Origin of the sequence: Thalassobellus citreus, from assembly GCF_044385915.1 — a bacterium.
In the GTDB taxonomy this organism is placed as follows: domain Bacteria; phylum Bacteroidota; class Bacteroidia; order Flavobacteriales; family Flavobacteriaceae; genus Thalassobellus; species Thalassobellus citreus.
Genome location: NZ_JBISCC010000117.1, coordinates 1 through 24,039, shown reverse-complemented (window position 1 = coordinate 24,039; position 24,039 = coordinate 1). Strand labels below are relative to the sequence as shown.

General features: G+C 32.1%; 16 protein-coding genes. 11 read left to right on the top strand and 5 right to left on the bottom strand.

All coding sequences use genetic code 11. The annotated features are described in order from the left end of the window. Positions 1-18: 18 nt before the first annotated feature. Positions 19-4,956: a T9SS type A sorting domain-containing protein gene (locus ACH5TX_RS04045; protein WP_439338257.1), complete on the bottom strand. Its 4,938-nt coding sequence runs from the start codon at positions 4,954-4,956 to the stop codon at positions 19-21. A gap of 36 nt (positions 4,957-4,992) precedes the next feature. Here ACH5TX_RS04045 and ACH5TX_RS04040 point away from each other — a divergent pair, with 36 nt between their 5' ends. The 3 genes from ACH5TX_RS04040 (at position 4,993) to ACH5TX_RS04030 (ending at position 8,789) form a co-directional block, all read left to right on the top strand. Beyond that, the gene (locus tag ACH5TX_RS04040; protein WP_439338256.1) at positions 4,993-5,793 is read left to right on the top strand and encodes a TrmH family RNA methyltransferase; all 801 of its coding nucleotides are present in this window, start codon (positions 4,993-4,995) and stop codon (positions 5,791-5,793) included. A 49-nt stretch (positions 5,794-5,842) separates the two neighbouring features. Then, a complete protein-coding gene (locus ACH5TX_RS04035; protein WP_439338255.1) occupies positions 5,843-7,078 on the top strand; it encodes a M48 family metallopeptidase in 1,236 nt (411 codons plus the stop codon). A 268-nt stretch (positions 7,079-7,346) separates the two neighbouring features. Next, entirely contained in the window at positions 7,347-8,789 is a 1,443-nt protein-coding gene (locus tag ACH5TX_RS04030) for a serine hydrolase domain-containing protein (protein ID WP_439338254.1), read from the top strand. 89 nt (positions 8,790-8,878) lie between these two features. Here the strand turns inward: ACH5TX_RS04030 and hutI are convergent, their stop codons facing one another. Genes hutI through hutH form a run of 3 tightly spaced genes read right to left on the bottom strand, consistent with a single transcriptional unit; the run spans position 8,879 to position 13,613 of the window. Continuing rightward, entirely contained in the window at positions 8,879-10,117 is a 1,239-nt protein-coding gene (gene hutI / locus ACH5TX_RS04025; RefSeq protein ID WP_439338253.1) for an imidazolonepropionase, read from the bottom strand. Then, entirely contained in the window at positions 10,117-12,114 is a 1,998-nt protein-coding gene (gene hutU, locus ACH5TX_RS04020; protein ID WP_439338252.1) for a urocanate hydratase, read from the bottom strand. Before hutU ends, hutI begins: the two co-directional genes overlap by 1 nt. A gap of 8 nt (positions 12,115-12,122) precedes the next feature. Beyond that, complete coding sequence (hutH, locus tag ACH5TX_RS04015) at positions 12,123-13,613, bottom strand: histidine ammonia-lyase (RefSeq protein ID WP_439338251.1); 1,491 nt, start codon at positions 13,611-13,613, stop codon at positions 12,123-12,125. Positions 13,614-13,711: 98 nt separating this feature from the next. Between hutH and ACH5TX_RS04010 the strand changes: the two genes are divergently transcribed. The 4 genes from ACH5TX_RS04010 (at position 13,712) to ACH5TX_RS03995 (ending at position 19,147) form a co-directional block, all read left to right on the top strand. After that, a complete protein-coding gene (locus tag ACH5TX_RS04010) occupies positions 13,712-14,590 on the top strand; it encodes a LysR family transcriptional regulator (protein ID WP_439338250.1) in 879 nt (292 codons plus the stop codon). Positions 14,591-15,485: 895 nt separating this feature from the next. Next, positions 15,486-17,345 (top strand): DEAD/DEAH box helicase, encoded by a 1,860-nt coding sequence (locus ACH5TX_RS04005; protein ID WP_439338249.1) that lies wholly within the window; start codon positions 15,486-15,488, stop codon positions 17,343-17,345. 107 nt (positions 17,346-17,452) lie between these two features. Further along, a complete protein-coding gene (locus ACH5TX_RS04000; RefSeq protein WP_439338248.1) occupies positions 17,453-18,226 on the top strand; it encodes a carboxypeptidase-like regulatory domain-containing protein in 774 nt (257 codons plus the stop codon). A 162-nt stretch (positions 18,227-18,388) separates the two neighbouring features. Then, positions 18,389-19,147, top strand: a complete 759-nt coding sequence (locus ACH5TX_RS03995; protein ID WP_439338247.1) for a carboxypeptidase-like regulatory domain-containing protein — start codon at positions 18,389-18,391, stop codon at positions 19,145-19,147. Between the two features lies 1 nt (position 19,148). Here ACH5TX_RS03995 and ACH5TX_RS03990 read toward each other — a convergent pair whose 3' ends face one another. After that, a complete protein-coding gene (locus tag ACH5TX_RS03990; protein ID WP_439338246.1) occupies positions 19,149-19,802 on the bottom strand; it encodes a TrmH family RNA methyltransferase in 654 nt (217 codons plus the stop codon). 307 nt (positions 19,803-20,109) lie between these two features. Here ACH5TX_RS03990 and ACH5TX_RS03985 point away from each other — a divergent pair, with 307 nt between their 5' ends. The 4 genes from ACH5TX_RS03985 to ACH5TX_RS03970 all read left to right on the top strand — a co-directional run. Then, a complete protein-coding gene (locus tag ACH5TX_RS03985) occupies positions 20,110-20,784 on the top strand; it encodes an SIR2 family NAD-dependent protein deacylase (protein WP_439338245.1) in 675 nt (224 codons plus the stop codon). 336 nt (positions 20,785-21,120) lie between these two features. Beyond that, a complete protein-coding gene (locus tag ACH5TX_RS03980) occupies positions 21,121-21,915 on the top strand; it encodes a transglutaminase-like domain-containing protein (RefSeq protein ID WP_439338244.1) in 795 nt (264 codons plus the stop codon). A 498-nt stretch (positions 21,916-22,413) separates the two neighbouring features. Beyond that, positions 22,414-22,902: a T9SS type A sorting domain-containing protein gene (locus ACH5TX_RS03975; protein ID WP_439338243.1), complete on the top strand. Its 489-nt coding sequence runs from the start codon at positions 22,414-22,416 to the stop codon at positions 22,900-22,902. A gap of 5 nt (positions 22,903-22,907) precedes the next feature. Further along, on the top strand, positions 22,908-24,039 hold a 1,132-nt coding region (locus ACH5TX_RS03970), incomplete at its 3' end, for a DUF8740 domain-containing protein (RefSeq protein ID WP_500691796.1).

The window sequence follows — 24,039 nt, the reverse complement described above, 5'->3', positions numbered from 1 at the left end:
ATTAAATTGATTTTTTAATTATTCTTTAATTAGTTTTTTTACAACCTCTGAATCGTCAATACTAACTTTAAGAAAATAAAGTCCGCTTTTTAAATGAGAAACATCTAAAGTCACAGATTTGTTTTGTAGCGTTTTAGAAGCTTTTAAAATCTGTTTTCCTTGAATATTGTAGATATTAACGCTTATGTTGTTTGCATTCACTTTTCCAAAACTTAACGTCACCAAATTATTTGCTGGGTTTGGAGTAATTGAAAAACTTGACACATCAAAAACATTAACACCTAAAGCTACTGCTTTATCTAAATAATCAGGTACATTATTAGCGTTTGTATCATCATCTAATGGTGTGCCGTTATTATTATAATCTTCATCTTTTGTTAAAACACCATCGCCATCATCATCGTCGTCAAGATAATTTTCAATAGTATCTGAATCTGTATCAATAAAAGTTCTTGCTGTTTTAGAATTCTTAGAAACCTTTCCTGTAATACTACTTTGGTCTATTAACTCATCAGCTGTATCAATATTATCACCGTCATCGTCGTCGTCTTTATAATCTGGTATACCATCTTTATCTGTATCATCATCTTCTAAATTTCCGTTTCCGTTAATATCTTCATCACTATTTATAATACCGTCTGAGTCATCGTCTCCACATTCAATAGATGTAACCACAGCTGTAGCAGAATAGGTACATCCATTTGTATTAGTTATTGTAACAGTATATACACCTTCTTTATTTACACTTAAAGTTGGAGTGTTCTCTGAATTAGACCAAGAATATGTGTATACATTAGAATCACTTATTATTGCATCTAAAACCAATGTAGAACCTTCACAGAGCTCATAAAAACTGTCTAAAATAATTGAAGGTGGTATATTATTTACAACAAGTTCTAATGGAATAATACTAAAACATCCTGTTAAAGTATTCGCTACTTTTATATAAACTGTTTTAGACTCTGAAAAAAAGACTTTTGGATCTAAAATTTCATTGGTATTATCTAATCCATCATCTTGATTTATGTCTTCAAAATTTTCAAAATAGTTAATTATTAGGTTTGTTTGTATTCTATCTAAAATTTGAAAATCGGCATCTTCTAAATTAAACGTAGTCATGCCATCATAATCTGTATCACATTCTATAAGAGGAGTAGTTACTTGTGTAATATTTGGTGCAGCTATAATGTTTAAACTTAATTCTTCAATAACAAAACAAAAAGAATCTGCGCTTTCAATTCTAATATAAATTGTTTGTGGGTTACTAGTGTTTGTATATGTTGTAGGTAAAGCACCTGTATTATTTTCTGCATCTGTACGACTCGAGTAATAAGTAATGTTCAAGGTTTCATTGGCACTTTGATTTATTTCAGTAGTTTTTTCATTTAAATCAAAACTTTCAAACTCATCATTGCTAATATCATCACAAACTAAAAAAGGCGAAGGTTTTGAAAATATAGGGTTTGAGGAAACCAGAATATTAAATAAGGATGTATCAAAACAAGTTTTATCCGTAATGTTTTCAACTTTTACATATATGGTTTGATTACTTGATGTGTTTTGATAAATATTATTTTTATCAATTGGAATTGTTAAGGCAGCATCTTCAAAATAATAAACTTCTTTACCTGTTTGTCCATTTAAAATTTCAGCATCTTTATCTGCTAATAAAAAATCTGCAGTACTACTTCCGCCTTCTTGACAAACTTTAATATCACTAACAACAGGAATAATTGGCAATGTGTTAACTATAACTTCTAATTCAACAATGTTATAGCATTGAGTATTACTAAGTGCGTTTTCTACTCTTATATAAAACGTTTTTGAATCTGAAATAAAATTTTTTGTATTAAAAATTGGATTTACATCTGCATTAGCATCATCATAAGAAGTATAAAAGTCTATATTTAATCCTGTGGTATCTGAATTAACTTCTGGTATTTTATCTTCTAGATTGATAACAGAAAAACCATCTTGATCATTATCGCAAATAATAATTGGTGTTGGTTTATTTGCTGCTGGAGCAACTAAAACTTCAATATCAAAAAGGTTTTCAGTATGACAACCTGTATCTACACTTGTTATTCTAGCAACTAAAGTTTCTATTGGATTAGTATTTGAATAAAAGGGAGCGAGTTGGTTTGTATTGTTCTCTGCATCAGAAATAGTATTAAAGTATGTTACTTCAAAACTATTGTTATTACTTGTTATTAAATTATCTAATGCATGTAAATCTATACTAACTATACCATCATTATCGGTGTCACAATAAACAATCGGGTCAGTTGAGTTAAAAAATAACACTTGATTTATTAAAAGTGTAATATCGTCAACTTGAGAACATCCAGTGCTTGTATTTTCTATACTTATATACAATACTTCAGGACTTGTAGCCTCATATAAGTTAGTCTTAGATATTTCATTTGTGTTACTATCTCTATCAACTTCCGTTTGAAAGAAAGTAACAGATATAGGAAATGATAAGTCGTTTGCTATGTAGTTTTCAATTGTATTAAGATTAAACCCTAAAGTATCATTTACATCATTATTAGTATCACACAAAGCAAAATCACCTATATCTATTATACCCATCGTATGAATAATTACCTTAAGCGTTGTTGTACTTACACAACCTGTTTGGGAGTTGATTACTCTAACATATACTATTTCTGTTGGAGTATTTGCATTTATATAGGGAGTAGGTATTGGATTGTTACCAGTGCCCGCGTCTGTTGAGTTGTAATGATACGTAACATTTAAATTAGAATCACCTCCTGTTATTTCATCATCCTTTTCTGTTAAATCCATAACGGTATAACCATCTGGAGTAACATCACTATCACAAACTTCTAGAGGAGTAGGTTGGTTAATTGATGGAGCAGACAAAACGTTTATCTCAAATGAAGTGGTATCATAACTTCCAGTTATATTTTCTTCAGTTCTAACATAAATAGTTGTAACACCAGAAGCATTGTAGTTTGTCGGCAATTGATTTGTATTATTTTCAGCATCATTTAAAGTTAAATAATAAGAAACCGAAAAATTATCTGGATTTTTACTCCCTAAAATCTCAGTATTTTGGAGCGTTAAATCAAAAGACATAACCCCATCTGAATCATCATCACAAAGTGATATATCTGATGGTTTATTTGATAATATTTCAATAAATTTTGTTTCAAAAGTATTTGTTATAACGGCTGAATTGAAATCGAAATAAATTTCGGCAGTATTTGGTATAATATCCCAAACTTTATATCCAACTAATGGCTTTATTTTATAATACACATAACCATGGCTTGCTGGTTCATCCATATCTTCACTTGGTAAATGAATATTATCAAACTGCCAATTTAATTGATTATCGGTTCTTGTAAACACATAATCATGACTAGCATTTAGCATTTGAATAGTAGATTTATCTAACTTAGCATCTAATGTATTATCAATAGACACGTTAATAGCATCTGCAGTTCCTACGTTTTGAAACCTGATGGTGTAATACAGATAATCATTAGTTGTAAAATCATCATAATAAATCTCTGGCCCGTGAGATTCTGTAATATCGTTTGGGTCGTATGAACCTATTACTGTTTCTGAAAGCGTAGATACATTATTTTCAACATTTAAATCGGCAACAGAATAAGTAACTGTATTAGTTAATACCGTTCCTAAACTTGTTGGAACAGGAACATTCATAATCACATCTACATATTCTCTTTGGTTTGGTTGTAAATTGACAAAATCAAGTCTAAACCCTGTTGCTGTATTTGTTACTAAATTACCTATATCAAGTCCCGAAACATTTTTAAAAGTCACTGTAGGATCATGAGTAAATTCAATAGAACCAGAAGTTACAGTTTCTAAACCATTATTTACAATTACAAGTCGGTTATAATAATAAAAACCAGGTCTTGGCGATGCGTTAGACGTTAAATAAAGTGCAATATCACCACAATCTTGTACTTTATTTATTGGAAAATCATAATTTACTTTACTCTCATTTGTCACACTTATATTATCATAAGATGTAGTTGTGATATTATAACAAGAATCATATTCATTATTTACATCATAACTAATATCATAAGTATTAGTGTCATTATCACTTATTATATTGAAAACACCATTTGACGAATATAAACTATGTTGTACTCCATCATTATTTTTCTCATAAGTAAGTGTTCCGTTTAAAAAACTTATTTCACTTGTATCAAAAAATTCATTACTATTGGCATCATAAAAAGCATTTATTTCAATCACACCTTTTGTTGAACAATCTTGAACTATTAAATTGAATGATGTTATATAAACACATCCATCACTTTTAAGTAATCTAACAAATAAAATTTTTGAATCTGAGACATAGTTTCTATAATCAATTATATCATTAATAACATTGTTTGCATCCTCTAATGATTCATAATAATTAAGTTGCCAATTTTGCACACCATCATCAGTAGTTAGTATGGCATTTGTTTGAGATAATAAATCAAATGTAGCAAATCCATCTTCATTATCATCACAAACTTCTACGGAAGAAGGTTGATTAACAAATGGTGGTAAAAAAATTTCAATACCTCTATCTCGGGTAAGAATGTCTGTTGTATACCCCTGAAAAACTTTTTTATTAGCCCTAAAATAAAATATTTGATTACTCTGAGTATTAATATAAGATTCTGGATTTTGAATAACATTTACTTCGTTAGTCATATCATCCTCTGTCAAGTAATAAGATATTGGATGATAATCCTCTTCAACAACAGTTTCGAGTGTAGCAAGACAAAACTGACTAAAAGGAAATAATTCTCTTAGGTTTAAAACAACCTCTCCTTCTTGATTGTCAGCACATATATCGATATTTTCTAAAATACCACAAGGCGGTGGTGGTCCTTGAATTTGGGCTCTAACCGAAATAGATAAAAAAATGAACAAAACGAAAAGTAATAGTTGTTTCATAATACCGTAAATTTGCAAAACAAAACTAGTAAATAATTGACTACAAAATTAATATCCAGCATACAAAATCCTTTTATTCGACAACTGGTTCAATTAAAAGATAAATCGCGCGAACGTAAAAAAAGTGGTTTATTTTTAATTGAAGGCGAACGTGAAATTAAATTAGCGTTAAAAGGTGGTTATGAGTTAGAAACTATTTTATTTAATCCTGATATTATTTTTAAAGAGCAAATAAATGAATTGACAACTCAGAATATTGACTTCATAGAAGTTTCTAAAGATGTGTATCAAAAATTAGCATATAGAAGCACTACTGAAGGTGTGATTGCTGTGGCTAAAAGCAAAAACCACAACATAAATAAATCCACGTTTAAAACAAAAAACCCTTTAATTTTAGTTGCCGAAGCTCCAGAAAAGCCTGGTAATATTGGTGCGCTTTTAAGAACTGCCGATGCAGCTAATGTAGATGCCGTTATTATTGCCAACCCAAAAACCGATTTATACAACCCTAATATTATTCGTTCTAGTGTGGGTTGTGTGTTTACTAACCAAATTGTAACCGGAACCACTACAGAAATCATTGACTTTTTAAAATCTAAGCAGATTAATATTTATACTGCTATTTTACAGGAATCGGTTGAGTATCATACACAAGATTATACCAAACCGACTGCTATTGTTGTTGGTACGGAAGCCACAGGTTTAAGTGAAGAATGGCGTATAAACGCGACTCAAAACATTATTATTCCTATGCAGGGGGAAATAGATTCTATGAATGTATCGGTTGCTGCAGGAATTCTTATTTTTGAAGCGAAAAGACAGCGGGGATTTGAATAATGGTTCTATTATCAGTTGAACACAGTCAAAGACCAAATTAAACTATAACATGACAGCAAATACTCTTTTTTACATCATCATAGCTATAATAATTATTAATTTTATAGTTGATAAAATCCTAGATGCTTTAAACGCGAAACATTACAATGATGTACTTCCTGAAGAATTACAAGACGTTTATGATGATACCGAATATAAAAAATCACAAAACTATAAAGCCACCAAGTATAAATTTGGAATTATAACCTCAACATTCTCCATTCTATTAACCTTAGGATTTCTATTATTTGATGGTTTCGAATTTATAGACAATATGGCTAGAGACTATTCTGAAAACCCCATTCTTGTCGCATTAATTTTCTTCGGAATTATAATGATTGGCAGCGATATTTTAACCACTCCTTTTTCCTATTATAGCACCTTTGTAATTGAAGAAAAATTCGGATTTAATAAAACAACTGTTAAAACTTTCTTTTTAGATAAAGTAAAAGGCTGGTTAATGATGGCTATTGTTGGTGGTGGTATTTTAGCTCTCATCATTTGGTTTTATCAAGTTACAGGAACAAATTTCTGGCTATATGCTTGGGTTTTAGTTGCGGTATTTTCATTATTTATGAATATGTTTTATTCTAAACTTATTGTTCCGCTTTTTAATAAACAAACACCTTTAGAAGCAGGAAGTTTACGTGATAAAATTGCCGCATATGCTGATACTGTTGGCTTTAAATTAGACAAGATATTTGTAATTGATGGTTCTAAACGTAGCACCAAAGCCAATGCTTATTTTTCTGGTTTTGGAAGTGAAAAACGTGTAACACTTTATGATACATTAATTAACGATTTAGATGAAGATGAAATTGTTGCTGTTTTAGCGCACGAAGTAGGACATTATAAAAAGAAACACATTATTTTCAATCTATTTGCTTCGATTTTATTAACGGGATTAACACTATTTATCTTATCGTTATTTATTTCAAATCCGTTATTATCAAATGCTTTAGGTGTTGAAATTCCTAGTTTTCATATTGGTTTGATTGCTTTTGGACTACTCTACTCACCTATTTCTGAAATTACTGGGTTAATTATGAATTTGTTTTCTAGAAAGTTTGAATATCAAGCCGATGATTATGCTAAAAACACTTTTAAAGCAGAACCTTTAATTACTTCACTTAAAAAATTATCTAAAAACAGTTTAAGTAATTTAACGCCTCATAAAGCGTATGTGTTTATGCATTACTCACATCCTACGCTTTTGGAACGGATTGGAAATTTGAGAAAATCATAATTTGAATTTCTAGAAAGTTTTAACACTGAGATTCACTGAGTATTCACAGAGAGTCACGGAGTTTTTATTTAAATCTCTGTGTCATTTCGACTCAAGGAGAAATCGCATTATTTATTTCAAACAAAGGCGCTAAGTCTCAAGGGGTAGCGGCTCCTGTTTTGATTGAAACTTTCTGTTATCTTTGATTATAGCTAGATATAAAATATTGTCATTAATAAAAAAATGTAACAATTAATTAATTATATAGTCTTATAGAGAAATACTAACAATGAAAAAAATAAAAAATATAGTATTCGTATTATCAATTATATTGATTACTTCTTGTCAAAATAAGGTAAATACCAATACTGAGTCCTCATCAAAACAACAAGAAAATGAAATCGAATCCTACCTAAAAGAACAAAAAAAAGTTCATAAAATTCCTGGTTTAGCTGTAGCAGTTATTAAAAACAGTGAAGTTATTTATAAAGGTTATTTTGGAATAGAAAATTTAGAAACCAATACTCCTGTAAACAATCTAACAATGTTTCCTGTTTATTCAGTATCAAAACTAATATCGGCAACAGCTGTATTTCAGTTAATAGAACAAGGTGAAATTTCGTTAGAGGATACTATTTCTAAATACATTGAAAATTTACCCGAAAAATGGCAAAACGTTTCCATTGCTAATTTATTAACCCACTCATCTGGACTACCTGATTTCAGCCTTTTTGAAGGAGATATATCTGATGAAGAAATGTTTTCAAAAATATCAAAAGATAGTATTCATTTTGAAAAAGGAAATCAATGGGAATACAATCAAACAAACTATTGGTTTCTCTCTAAAATTATTGAAAAAGTAAAGGTTACCTCATTTAATGATTTTGTATTAAACAATCAGTTTTCGCAATCAAAAAGTAATGTATTATTTTCATCTAATTTCACGACTAAAATCCCAAATAGAGTATATAGGTATGATTTTAATGATGAATTAGGAGAGCTTAAAAAAAGGGATATTATTGGAGGAAAGAGAGGTCATGCTTGTAATGGATTAAATATTTCTTTAGACGAATTAATATTATGGAATAAAAACCTAGATGCCAATGTATTTCTAAAACCAGAAACAAAAGAAAAAATGTGGCAACCATATAAATTCATAAATGATAAAAGAACTTTTTTATACGGATGGGACTCATATCGTACAAACAATATAGATTCATATGGTTTTACTGGAGGTATGCAAACTGGTTTTAGAAAATTCTTAAATCAAGACCTTACAATCATATACCTCTCAAACGGTCATAAATATTATCCAATTCATAATACAGTAATCGAACATATTGCTGGAATAGTTGAACCAAAATTAATAAATAAACCTGCTTTATCTGATGAAAAAATAATTACAGAATTTTTAAAAATGAATTTCGATAAAGCAAAAAGCAACTATTTTAAAGTGAGAGATGAAAATCCGAAATTGGATTATGAAGCTACATTAAATAATTTAGCCTATGCTTTTTTACAAAAAAAGAATATCGATTATGCTATAAAAATTTTTAAATTAAATATCCAAGAGCATCCAAATTCTGCTAACGCATTTGATAGCTTAGCCGAAAGCTATTTCTTAAATAATCAATATGAATTATCAAAAACCAACTACTTAAAATCTTTAGAGCTAGATCCTGAAAACACTAACGCTAAAGAAATGATTAATCGAATAGGAAAAAGCATCTAATTCGAATCTATTAGTTAGCGGACAAATGCGTTAACATTTACTCATGCATTTTATTTTAATAATTCAAATATCTTGAATACACCTAAAAACTATATAACTTCTTTTCCTTTTATAAAAACACTTTCTATTTGATTATTTCCAAATGCATAAGGAATGAATCCGTATGAACTAATAGATTTAGTTAATATTAAATTGGCTTGTTTTCCTTTAGTAATAGAGCCTAATTTTGTTTCTAATCCCATAGCGTAAGCACCATTAATGGTAGCTGCATTTATAGCTTCTTCGGGTGTCATTTTCATTTTTATGCATGCCGTAGATACTACAAAATTCATATTTCCTGAAGGTGTAGATCCAGGGTTATAATCGGTTGCTAATGCCAAAGGTAATCCTGCATCAATCATTTTTCTTGCTGGCGTATACGGAATACCTAAGAAATACGAACAACTAGGTAAAGCCACAGGCATGGTTTTAGTGTTTTTTAATGCATTGATATCTTCATCTCGCATAACTTCTAAATGATCTACCGATAGCGCTTCATGTTTTATCCCCGCTTGCACACCACCAATGGCAGTAAACTGATTGACATGAATTTTAGGAATAAGCCCATATTTTTTTCCTGCTTTTAAAATACGTTCTGTATCAGCAACTGTGAAATAGCCAGTTTCGCAGAAAATATCGATGTATTCTGCTAAATTTTCTTTGGCAACTTTAGGCATGACTTTATTTATTAGTAACGACAAATAACCTGATTTATCATTTTTATACGCTGCAGGTACGGCATGAGCTCCTAAAAAAGTGGCTTTCACTTCTATTGGATAATTTTCTTGTAAACACTTGATGATTCGCAACATTTTTAACTCAGACTCTAAGGTTAATCCGTAGCCTGATTTAATTTCTACTGCTCCTGTACCTAAACGCATCACCTCTTCAAGTCTTACCTTACTTTCATCATACAAATCATCTTCTGATGTGTCTTGAAGTTTTTTAGCTGAATTTAAAATACCGCCGCCATTATTAGCAATTTCTTCATAAGAAAGTCCCTTAATACGATCTACAAATTCGCCTTCACGATTACCTGCATACACAATATGCGTGTGCGAATCACACCAAGCAGGCAATATCATTCTTCCTGTGGCATCAATAACTTTTGAAAAATCATTTTTTGGACAATCTTCCATAGATCCGAAATCGGTAATCATTCCTTTTTCAACTACTAAAAAAGCATTTTTAATAGTAGGAAGTACGCTCATGTCTTTTCCAGACACGAAAGCAATCGATGCATCACGAACTTGAATTAATTCTTTTATATTTTTAAATAGTGTTGCCATTAGAATAAGGTATTTAAAATGTCGTCTTCAACAAGGTTAGGTAAAGTTACTTTTAAATTTGGAGTACGTGCCATTTCACGTTTAATTGCAAAAATGGCTTCATCGTTTCTTGCCCAACTTCGGCGAGCAATTCCGTTATTTACATCGTAAAACAGCATGCTTTTTAATCGGGCTTCGGCTTCTTTAGTACCATCTAACAGCATACCAAAACCGCCATTCATAACTTCTCCCCAGCCAACGCCGCCGCCATTGTGAATAGATACCCAAGTAGCACCTCTAAAACTATCGCCAATAACATTATGAATAGCCATATCTGCTGTAAATTTACTACCATCGTAAATATTAGAAGTTTCTCTGTATGGCGAATCGGTACCACTAACATCATGATGATCGCGCCCTAATACCACAGGGCCAATTTTACCTTCGGCAATCGCGTTATTAAATGCTTCTGCTATTTTCGAGCGTCCTTCGGCATCAGCATACAAAATACGAGCTTGTGAGCCCACTACCATTTTGTTCTTTTTAGCATCTTTAATCCACGTGATGTTATCTTGCATTTGTAACTTAATTTCTTCAGGAGCATTTTCCATAATACCTTGTAAAACTGTTGCAGCAATAGCATCGGTTGCATCTAAATCTTCCGATTTTCCTGAGGCACACACCCAACGGAATGGTCCGAAACCATAATCGAAGCACATAGGGCCTAAAATATCTTGCACATACGATGGGTATTTAAAATCGATATTATTTTCTGCCATAACATCGGCTCCTGCTCTTGAGGCTTCTAATAAAAAGGCATTTCCATAATCGAAGAAATAGGTTCCTTTTGCGGTATGTTTATTTATTGCTGCCGCATGTCGTCTTAACGATTCTTGCACCTTTTCTTTAAAAGTGTCTGGTTCTTCACGTATTAAACGATTTGATTCTTCATAAGAAAGACCTACAGGATAATAACCACCTGTCCAAGGAATATGCAATGAAGTTTGATCGGAACCAAGATGAATATGAATATTTTCTTCATCAAAACGCTCCCAAATTTCAACAACATTACCTATGTAAGCAATTGAAACTACTTCATTCGTTTCCTGTGCTTGTTTTACTCTAACTATTAAATCATCTATAGTATCAATCAACACATCTACCCAACCTTGTTCGTGTCTTTTTGTTGCTGCTTTAGCATTCACCTCTGCAGCAATTGTAATACAACCTGCAATATTACCAGCTTTAGGTTGTGCACCACTCATACCTCCCAAACCAGCGGTTAAAAATATTTTTCCGTTAGGCGTTTCATGTTTTTGTAATATTTTTCTAAATGCATTCATGACTGTTATCGTAGTACCGTGCACAATCCCCTGAGGACCAATGTACATAAAAGACCCCGCTGTCATTTGTCCGTATTGAGTAACCCCTAAAGCATTAAATTTCTCCCAATGATCTGGTTTAGAATAATTAGGAATCATCATGCCGTTAGTAACAATAACACGTGGTGCATTTTTAGATGATGGAAATAATCCCATAGGATGCCCTGAATATAAATGCAATGTTTGCTCATCGGTCATCGTTCCCAAATACTGCATCACTAAAAGATACTGCGCCCAATTTTGAAAAACCGCGCCATTACCACCATACGTTATTAATTCTTCGGGGTGTTGTGCTACTGCTGGATTCAAATTATTCTGAATCATAAGCATAATGGCAGCTGCTTGTTTAGATTTTGCAGGATATTCTGAAATAGCTCTCGCATACATATCATAATCTGGTTTAAATCTATACATATAGATTCTACCAAATGCTTTCAACTCTTCTGCAAACTCTTGTGCTAATTCTTGATGCCATGCTTTAGGAAAATAGCGCAACGCATTTCTAATAGCTAATTGTTTTTCTTCTATAGATAAAATATCTTTTCGCTTTGGTGCTCTATTAGCATCTAACGGATATGTTTTTTTAGCTGGTAATTTAGACGGAATACCTTGTAAAACTTGTTCTTTAAACGTCATAACTATTTTTATTTCACAATGAATGTTTGATTTTTAACCATCATAATTAAAGCATTAATATCATCTTTAAGAATACGATCGTCTTCTAACTTATCGACTTTAGATCTTATAATCTCAAAATTATTCTCTATAATTTCAGAAAAGGTATTTGGCCTTCTAAACTCCATGGCTTGTGCTGCATACATGAGTTCGATAGCTAATATTTTTTCAATATTCCCTAAAATCTGATTAAATTTACGCCCAGAAATACTTCCCATAGACACATGATCTTCTTGTCCTAATGAGGTTGGCACACTATCTGCCGATGGCGGAAAACATAAGGATTTATTTTCGGTTACTAAAGCGGCGGTAGTATATTGCGGAATCATAAATCCTGAATTTAAACCACCACTTGCGGTTAATAATCTTGGTAACCCATATTTACCTTCTAATAGTAAATAACAACGTCTGTCGGCAATATTTCCTAATTCTGAAGCTGCAATAGAACAATAATCTAATGCCATAGCTAAAGGTTGACCGTGAAAATTCCCTCCAGAAATAGCTTCGGTTTCACTTAAAACAATCGGGTTATCGGTAACCGAATTCATTTCAATTTCTGCTAATTCATATAAATGATAATAGGCATTTCTTGAAGCCCCATGGACTTGCGGAATGCAACGCATAGAATACGGATCTTGTACACGGGCACAGTTTTCATGTGATTTAATATTATTAGAATTTTCAAAAAGCATACGCATACGCTTAGCAACTTCTAAATTACCTTTAAACGGACGAATACTATGCAGTAATTCTTTAAAAGGTGATTCGCTGCCTTGATAGCCTTCTAAACTCATGGCACCAGCAACATCGGCTAAATCTAACAAATATTGCATTTTATTTAAACCTATGATGGCATGCGCTAATATAAACTGCGTTCCATTTATTAAGGCTAAACCTTCTTTTGCTTGTAATTGTATAGGTTCTAATCCATGAGATATTAAAACTTCTTTTGCTGAAACAATATCGTTTCCTTTCCAAAATTCTCCCTCACCTATTAATGGTAAAAACAAATGCGATAATGGCGCCAAATCACCTGAAGCCCCTACCGATCCTTGTTCTGGAACAACTGGTAACAAATCATTTTCTATAAAATAAATAATGCGCTCTACAACTTCTAAACGAATACCTGAAAAGCCACGACTTAAAGCATGGACTTTACAAATCATCATTATTTTAGATAATTCCTTTTCAATAGGCTTACCAACACCAACAGCATGTGTAATAAGCAAATTCCTTTGAAGCGTGCTAGTTTCATCTGGCGTAATTTGCACATCGCATAAAGGACCAAAGCCCGTATTAATTCCGTACACAGCTTTGTTACCATTTGCCATGGTTTCTACTTTGGTTCTACAATCGTTAATCTTTGATTTTGCATAATCAGACAATGTTGCCTTTAATGAACCATTAGCAATTGCCATCACTTTATCTACTGTTAGTATATCAATTCCGTATATAAACATTTCTAATTTTATAATAAGTTGAATATTATCCTGTTTAAAACAAAATTATCAATAAATTTGATACACAATAAGACTATTAATTTAAACTATTAATAACTATGAGTTATCAAATAGAACTTCGACATATTAAATATTTTTTAGCTGTAGCAGACACTTTGCACTTTAGAAAAGCAGCAGAAACGCTTTTTATTTCGCAACCTGGATTGAGTAGACAGATAAAAGAAATGGAAGAAGAATTAGGCATGAAATTATTTGAACGCCATAACCGACAAGTAAAACTAACGCATACTGGAGCGTATTTAAAAAAAGAACTTTCTAAAAATTTAAAACACTTAGACACCATTTTAAATCATGCTAAATTACTTGAAACAGGAAAAGATGGGCAACTTAACTTTGGATACGTAGGTTCTGCCATGCAGCAAATTATTCCTAATTTATTATTACAATTCACTAAAAACCATCCCGATATATTGTTTAGTTTGAAAGAAATGGATAACCAAAAACAAATTGAAGGACTATTGTCTCAAGATATTGATATAGGCTTTGTGCGTTTAGAACGTATTCCTAGAGGATTAAACAGCCATCCTGTTTTAAAAGAATCGTTTTGTTTGGTATTACCAAAAGACCATCCAATTGATGCTTCTAATTTTAAAAATATGAAGCAGCTAAAAAATGAGCATTTTATATTGTTTGATCCCGAATATAGTGCTTCTTATTACGAAAAAGTGATGGGCATTTTTGATGATAGCGGTTTTACTCCTTTAGTCTCACACAATACTATTCATGCAAGTTCAATTTATAAATTGGTTGAAAACAATTTCGGTATTTCTATTGTTCCTAAATCATTAATGCCTGAACATAATTCAAAAATAAAATTTATAGAACTTACTAAAATTCGTCAAAAAACTGTGTTATCGGCTATTTGGAATCCAGATAATAGGAATCCTATTTTGGATAAGGTGATTACCTTATTGTAAAACAATTTCTGTGTCATTTCGAACGCAGAGAGAAATCTGCATAATATTGTCGCGCAAAGGCGCTAAGGCGCAAAGTTTTAAAAAAATTAAAGACTTAAAAAAATATTTTAACACTGAGTTCCGCTGAGTTTTCGCAGAGGCTCTCGGAGTTTAATTTGAAATCTTCATTAGAATAAGTAACTATCTTAAAAAAAGTTTAAATAATTTAACACCTCATAAAGTGCATATATTTATGCTTTTGGAACGGATTGATAATTTGAACTTCTGTGTCATTTCGACGCTAGGAGAAATCACATAATATTGTCGCGCAAAGACTCTAAGACGCAAAGAAAAGTTGTTTTTTCTTTTGGTTGAAACTTAACTTTATCAGAAAAATTAGCTAACATTAGTTTAATGTATGATATAAAACATTTATGCTGAATTTATTTCAGTATTAAAACGATTTCATATCAACGTCGTTAAACGAACCCCTCTCCAAAAAGAAAAATAACTCAACTCAAACCTATTAATTAGCAAACAAACGCGTTAACGATTGAACGGTTTGTTTGAAATCCTTTTTGCTTTTTCTGCAAAAAGATTGAGTAGTGAAATATTTATATTCACGACTCCCAAATTTAAAATATTAGAGCATGAGTAAAGCGTGTTAAAACGCCCAAAAATTGTTTATTGAAATAAAAGCTTATCTTTGCGCCTTGAAATTAATAAGGATGAAGATCTCTTGATAAACACGAGATTAGTTCAACTTACAAACTTGAATTCGCTTATAGGCTTTTCAAATTTGAGTTTCACTAAAATTCCTCAGAGTGAGGATGTGTTACGAGAGGTTTAATGTTTAAGTATGTCGATTCGCTTCTTTATGTAACACCACATAACATAATCGAATACTTATACAAAAATGAGCACATTCCAAGAATTAGGTCTAAATGACGACCTTTTACGAGCTATTACAGATTTAGGTTTTATTAAACCAAGTGAAGTTCAAGAAAAAGCAATCCCAATTTTATTAGAATCGGAAACCGATTTAGTTGCATTAGCACAAACAGGAACTGGTAAAACAGCTGCCTTTGGTTTTCCTATGTTAGAGAAAATTGATATAGATAGCAGAACCACACAAGGCCTTATTTTATCACCTACACGTGAACTTTGTTTACAAATAACCAACGAAATGAAAGCCTATGGTAAGTACTGTAAAGGACTTAACGTAGTTGCTATTTATGGTGGATCGAGCATATCGGACCAAGCAAGAGAGGTTAAAAGAGGCGCACAAATTATTGTGGCTACACCTGGACGTATGAAAGATATGATTAGCAGACGTATGGTTGATATTTCTAAAATACAATACAGTGTTTTAGATGAGGCTGACGAAATGCTAAACATGGGTTTTAAAGAAGATATTACCGATATTCTTTCGCATACTCCTGAAGATAAAAATACTTGGTTGTTTTCTGCAACCATGCCAAGAGAAGTAGCAACTATTGCTAAAAAATTCATGTCTAACCCACAGGAAATTACTGTTGGTAATAAAAATGAAAGTACAAGCAACGTATCTCATGAATACTATTTAGTTAATTCTAGAGATCGTTACCAAGCTTTAAAACGTTTATCGGATGCTAATCCTGATATATTTTCTGTTATTTTCTGTAGAACAAAACGTGATACTCAAAAAGTTGCCGAAAACTTAATTGAAGATGGTTATAGCGCTGGCGCTTTACACGGAGATTTAAGTCAGAATCAACGTGACATTGTCATGAAATCGTTTAGAAACAAACAAATACAAATGCTTGTAGCTACCGATGTTGCTGCTCGTGGTATTGATGTAGACGATATTACACACGTTATAAATTACCAATTACCTGATGAAATTGAAACTTATACACACCGTTCTGGACGTACAGGACGTGCTGGTAAAACAGGTGTTTCTATGGTAATTGTGTCTAAAAGTGAAGTTCGTAAAATAAAAAGTATTGAGCGTATTATTAAACGCCAGTTTGAGAAAAAAGACATTCCTGATGGATCTGAAATTTGCCAAGTACAATTAATGTCGCTTGCAAATAAAATTCACAATACGGAGATTAATCACGAAATTGATAAGCATTTAACGAGTATTAACGAATTGTTTGCTGATACTGATAAAGATGAATTGATTAAGAAATTCTTCTCGGTAGAGTTTACACGTTTCTACAATTACTACCAAAAATCTAAAAACTTAAATGTTGCTGAAGGCTCTAGAGATAGAGATGGTGGACGTGAAGGCGGTAGAGACTTTGGTGGAAAATCGGACTCTACACGTTATTTTATTAACGTTGGTAGTAAAGATGGTTTCGATTGGATGAAGTTAAAAGACTTCTTAAAAGAAGTTCTTGAACTTGGTAGAGACGATGTTTTTAAAGTTGAAGTTAAAGAGAGTTTCTCTTTCTTTAACACCGAAAATGAACAAAAAGAGAAAGTACTTGCTTTCTTTACAGACTATAAGCACGAAGGTCGTTTTGTAAACGTTGAAGTATCTGAAAACCGCGGTGGTGGTAGAAGACGTAACGACAGACGCAGTGGCGGTGGCGGAGGTAGACGTCGTGATGATAGACGTGGCGGTGGAGAAAGACGCTCGGGCTCTAGAAGTGATTCTTCTAGACCAAGACGTTCTGGTGGCGATTTTAAATCTAGTAATTCAGGTCCTAATAGATCGGAAAGACGCTCTGGTTCTGATTCTAAATCGAACTATTCTGGTTCAGACAGACCAAGACGTTCACGTAGATAGAATTAAACGTTTATGTTAATTTTTAGTCAAAATAAAACTTGTTGGCGCTATTTTGTTATTTAGTTTAGTACTTTTATAACAAAATTAGCGTTGATAAAGACAAACCTATGAAGAATACCCTACTCCTATTTATACTATTAGCTACTTCTGCATTTACTATGGCACAAGAAGCAGATAAAGTTATAGGTGTTATTATTAATTCTTCAACAGATAAACCTTTAGAAAGTGTAAACATTGTTAACCTTAATCAGGTTATTGGTACTACAACAAATAACAAAGGGGAGTTTGAAATTTCGGCCAAAGCGAATGACACTTTACACTTTTCTTATTTAGGATTTAAGTCTATAAAAGTAAGAGTTACTAATGACTGGTTAAAGTTTGGAAGTTCTAAAATTGAATTAACAGAGTTGGCTCTGGCTCTTGAAGAAGTGGTTGTAAGTCAATTAAAACTTACAGGCTATTTAGAAGTTGATATTAAGCAAGTTCCTATTATAAATAAAAATTACCGCTACAGTATTTCTGGCTTAAGTACAGGTTATGAAGCTAGTTCTCCTGGAACAGTTAGTAAAATTATAGGTTCTATTTTTAACCCTGCCGATTTTTTACATCGTATGTTTGGTAAAAAACCAAATGAATTGCGAAAACTTAAAAAGATGAAGCAAGATGATGAAATTAGAAACCTTTTAGCATCGCGTTTTGACAGAGAAATGCTTACCGTTTTACTACAAGTAGACCGTGTAGATTTAGATGAAATAGTAAGTCATTGTAATTACTCAAAAGGTTTTATACAAACCGCTAACGATTTACAAATACTCGATGCCATTAGCGAATGCTATGAAGAATACAAAGTATTAAGTAGAGGCAGAAGTAGGAAGATTTAATTCCTTGTCACAATATAAAAAAAGAGGCTTTTTAACTAAAGTCTCTTTTTTTATGTCTAAATATTAAAGTTTAGTTAAGACAGCTGTTAAACTATCTTAAATACTTAATTAAAAAAACAAATAACACATTAATTTGATAAACAAACACTTATCAGATTTTTTATGATGCCGAAAATTAAATTATTGCTCTTCTTAATCTTGCCAACAACTATTCTTTCTCAAAATATTACTGGAAAAATTTATGATAACGAATCAACCGTAAAAGGGGCAAAAATTTTTAACCTTTCAAAAAACACAAGTACGTATACCGATGATAAAGGCGATTTTAAAATACTAGCTTCTGTTAATGATACACTAGTATTCTCTTCCCTATTTCATAATGAGAAGAAAATAAAATTAATAGGAAACCATTTTAAAGAAACCAATGTATTCGAACTAAAAAAAACAGTTAATAACCTTGATGAAGTCTTACTTAGTGAAAATCGTGAAGTAGTAATATTTAATGATGAAATATATGCAGAAATTCTAGGTTTACAAATAAAAAATGACATGAAAAACAATCCATATAAGTACCAACCTCCACCAAGTGGCAACTTAGACTTTATTAAAATTGCTGGTCTTATTGGAAAGCTTTTTAAAAACAAAAAAAAGAAAGACGTGCCTATTATTACAACAACATATAAAGCATTCGATTCTCTTTTTAAAAACGATACCTTCTTTAACAAAGAATTATTAACGAATCAGTTACAAATAAAAGAAGCATACAAACCACTGTTTTTTAATTATTGCGACACCAAACAACTTGATAAAAAATTACTCAAAAAAGAAAACCGTGTTATCCTTCTAGACAGCTTATTTAATTACAGCAAAGAGTTCTTAGAAATTGTAAAAAAATCAGAAAAAGACAGTATCACAAATTAGCTTAGATACTATAAAAACGCTCAATAATCTCATCATAACTTTTAATCGTTTTTTTACACCAATCTAATCGTTTTTCTAATTGTTCAGCTTCAGTAAGCTGCCAATTAATATCGGTTTGTTTTAACTTGGTCGTTACATGCTGTAAAGTAATAGCAGCACTTACAGATATGTTTAAACTCTCAGTAAAACCAACCATTGGTATTTTCATAAACACATCGGCTTCGTCTAACACCTCTTTAGAAAGTCCTTCGGTTTCTCTTCCAAAGAAAAAACAAGACCTCTTAGTTACATCCAACTCATGTAACAAACAATCATCAGTATGCGGTGTGGTAGCAACAATTTGATAGCCTTTTTCTTTTAAACCTGCTATACAATCTTTCACATGAGTATATCTATTTAAATCAACCCATTTTTGAGCTCCCATAGCAATTTCTCTATCTATTTGCTTAGAGTTTTGCTCTTCTACAATATGCAATTCCTGTATACCAAAAACATCGCAACTACGCATTACCGCACTGGTATTATGTAATTGATATACATCTTCGGTTGCCACCGTAAAATGTTTTGTACGCTGTTGTAATACTTTTAAAAATTTTTCTTTGCGAGAGTCTGTTAAATAGCTTTCTAAGTGCTCTAAAAGTTTCAAATCAATCATTTTTCAAAAATAATAAATAGTTGTGTTATTACTGCAAAGGTTTTTAGACATGTAAAATTTAAAACAATTAAGACCTTATTAGGGGTTCAAATCTTTTAAATTATTTTATGTGATTTCTCCTATAGTCGAAATGACTCAAGAAGTCGAAAATATAATTACAAATAAAAATGATAAGATTTCTCCTTTTCTGAAAATTAAAAAAACCTATCTTTATTTGATGAAACATTCATATCTAAATTTTTGACACCTAAAGAAAATGGTTAAATAAATGTTACATGTAACCAATAAAAACAATAATTCTAACCACATGAAAAAACACATAGTTGTACTTACAGGAGCAGGTATGAGTGCCGAAAGCGGTATAAAAACCTTTAGAGATGCCGATGGTTTATGGGAAGGTCATGATGTTATGGAAGTAGCTACGCCACAAGGTTTTGCTGCCAACCCAAAATTGGTTTTAGAGTTTTACAACCAACGTAGAAAACAATTATTTGAAGTTAAACCAAACGCAGCACATTTTGATTTAGCAGTACTTGAAAACAAATATAAAGTAAGTATTATTACCCAAAATGTAGATGACTTACATGAACGTGCAGGCAGTACGAACGTTACTCATTTACATGGTGAACTCTTAAAAGTAAGAAGCACTGTTAATATAAATGATGTACAACATTGGGAAACCGATTTAGTTTTAGGCGACACCGACTCTAACGGACATCAATTACGCCCACATATTGTATGGTTTGGTGAAGATGTTCCTATGATAGAAAAAGCCGTTACAATATGCGAAACAGCCGATATTCTTATAATAATAGGAACCTCTATGCAGGTATATCCTGCTGCTAGTTTAATGCATTATGTACCTGAGCATACTACAACTTATTTTATTGACCCCAAACCAAATATAGAAAGCAAACAACATTTAACTGTTATTCCTGAAACGGCTACTAAAGGCATGAAAAAGGTTATGCAGATGCTTTAAGGTTAGAAAGAGTTATTTTGATGGTTGGTCTATCGAATTGATATGAAATCGTTTTAATACTGAAATAAATTCAGCATGAATGTTTTATATCTAATATTAAAATAAGTTAGCTGTTTTTTTTCTGATAAAGTCAAACACTAAAATCCACTTAATAACTAATTGCTAGAAACTCAACTATTAAAATAAAAAGAGTCATGAAATTATGAGTAACTCAATAAACAGACTTTTAATTTATAGTATTTGTTTTAATAACTAATATCACATTTAAATAATATAAATACCAAGTATATAACTTTTTAATCATTTAGCTTTGATAAACGCTTTAAGCATTAATTTATGTGGTTACGAATTGGTTGCGACTTATTATTTGACATAGAAGTACCAACGCCTTTTATACTCATGTTACGTCCACGGAGTGGCGCAGAACAATGGTTAGCTAAAGATGAGTTTAATATAAAACCAAATGTTCCTGTAGTAGAATTTACAGATAACTACGGAAACCTTTGTCAGCAACTCATCGCTCCTGTTGGAACCTTTTCTATACAAACAAAAGCCGATGTAAAAACCTCCGAATTTGTTGATGTTTCTCCTGATGCATATTTTGTAGAAATACAAAACTTACCACACAACGTACTTAGCTATCTATTACCAAGTCGTTATTGTGAATCAGACCGATTTAGTGATTTAGCCTCTCTTATTACAGCAAATCAATTACCTGGTTACAATCAAGTAGCTGCTATTGAAACTTGGCTAATCAATACTATTAGCTATATTCCTGGAAGTAGCGACTACCCTATTTCGGCTATCGAGGTTAACTACAAACAATCTGGTGTATGCCGAGATTTGGCTCATTTAGGTATTGCTCTTTGCAGAAGTCTTTGCATACCTGCTCGTATGGTAGTTGGTTATTTATACAATTTACGACCTATGGATATGCATGCATGGTTTGAAGCCTATGTTGGCGGACGTTGGTACACTTTTGATGCTACCCAAACAGGACCAAAAGGCGGTTATGTTGCTATTGGCTACGGACATGATGCTACTGATGTCGCAGTTTTTAATCAATTTGGACCTTCAGTTTTTCCAACTATACAAAGGGTTACTGTAGAATTGATTGAGGAAGGATTATAAAAATTGATTTATTAGTACTACTTCTTCAAATCAATCTATTTCAAATTCTCAAAGCGATTTCTTACTAAAAAGCTATTGGTTATAAATCACAAAAAAACACTTTTAAACCTAAATAATTACACTTAATCGATGTTTTAACATAAAAAACTTTTGAATTGTAAGATTAATAACTATATTTGACCAGCGAAATTATTACCAGTCATATAACCTAAACGGCTATTATGACTTTAAAAATCTTAAACAAAAGCTATTCTTTAGCTTTTTATAGAATAAACTACCACGTTGGTTATTATTCTAAATATTTTTCCAAAAATCGTAATTTAACAATATTTCTTACGCTATTCATTTCATTGAATTACGGAAATGATGAACAATCTCTATTCTCCTTATTTAGAAAAAAGTCGTCGCTCATTATCTCTCGCTTTATAAATTCCTTTTATAAAACGTCATTCTACCCAAAACACAAACCCTTTTCTATAAATTCTAAACCCTTTTGATATGAAAAAAAATATTTTTTTTAAACAAATACTCTTACCCTCATTACTGGTTTTTGTATTTAACACCATGCAGGCTCAAGATGCTTTAATAGCATCTGGCAGTAATATATCTGGCAGCGGTGGATCTGTAAGTTATTCTGTTGGACAAATTGTGCAAGAAACAAATATAGGAACTAACGGATCTGCTATTCAAGGTATTCAATTTTATTTTGATGCCACATCTCTTGCTGTTGTAGACATAGAAACTAATTTAAACATTTCTACCTACCCAAACCCTACATCTTCTATTCTAAATATAACAATTGATGGTAAACAAGATGGTAAATTATCCTATAGCCTTTTTAATCTATTAGGTGCTTTAATAACCAGTGGTGATATTAAAAACAATACTGTTCAAATTAACATAGAAGATTTACCAATGGCAACATACTTACTAAAATTAAGCAACAGCAATAACAATATAAAAACTTTTAAAATCATTAAAAATTAATCCCCATGAAAAAATCCAACCTATTATTATCCTTTATTTTTTTGTGCACACTAGGTATGTTTGCACAAACACCTCAAAAAATGAGTTATCAAGCTATTGTTAGAAATTCTAGCGATGTTATTTTATCTAATCAAAATATTAGTATACAAATTAGTATTTTACAAGGTAACTCAACAGGAGTTGCTGTATATACTGAAACCCAATCGCTGACTACAAATATAAATGGTTTAGCAAATATTGAAATTGGCACAGGAACCGCTATTAATGGTGATTTTTCTACCATTGATTGGTCAAATAACACTTATTTTATTAAAACAGAAATAGACACAGATGGTGGTACAAACTATACTATTACAGGAACAAGCCAATTAATGAGTGTTCCTTATGCATTATATGCTGCAAACTCTGGAAGTTCAACACCAGGACCTGCAGGTGCTAATGGTAAAGACGGAGATTCTGCATACCAAATATGGTTAGATAATGAGAATACTGGAACGGAAGCTGAATTTTTAGCAAGTTTAGTGGGTGAAACAGGTGCGCAAGGGCCACAAGGTATTCCTGGGAATGATGGAGCTGACGGAGCTGATGGCGTAAATGGTACAAACGGTGTTGATGGTGCCGATGGAGACTCAGCATACCAAATATGGTTAGATAATGAGAATACTGGAACGGAAGCCGAATTTTTAGCAAGTTTAGTGGGAGAAACAGGTGCGCAAGGGCCACAAGGTGTTGCTGGTAATGATGGAGCTGACGGAGCTGATGGGGCTGATGGCGTAAATGGTACAAACGGTGTTGATGGTGCCGATGGAGACTCGGCATACCAAATATGGTTAGATAATGAGAATACTGGAACGGAAGCTGAATTTTTAGCAAGTTTAGTGGGTGAAACAGGTGCGCAAGGGCCACAAGGTGTTGTTGGTAATGATGGAGCTGACGGTGTTGATGGTGCCGATGGAGACTCAGCATACCAAATATGGTTAGATAATGAGAATACTGGAACGAAAGCTGATTTTTTAGCAAGTTTAGTGGGTGAAACAGGTGCGCAAGGGCCACAAGGTGTTCCTGGGAATGATGGAGCTGACGGTTCAGATGCAACAGTAACCATAACAAATAACCTTACTTCTACAAGTACTACGG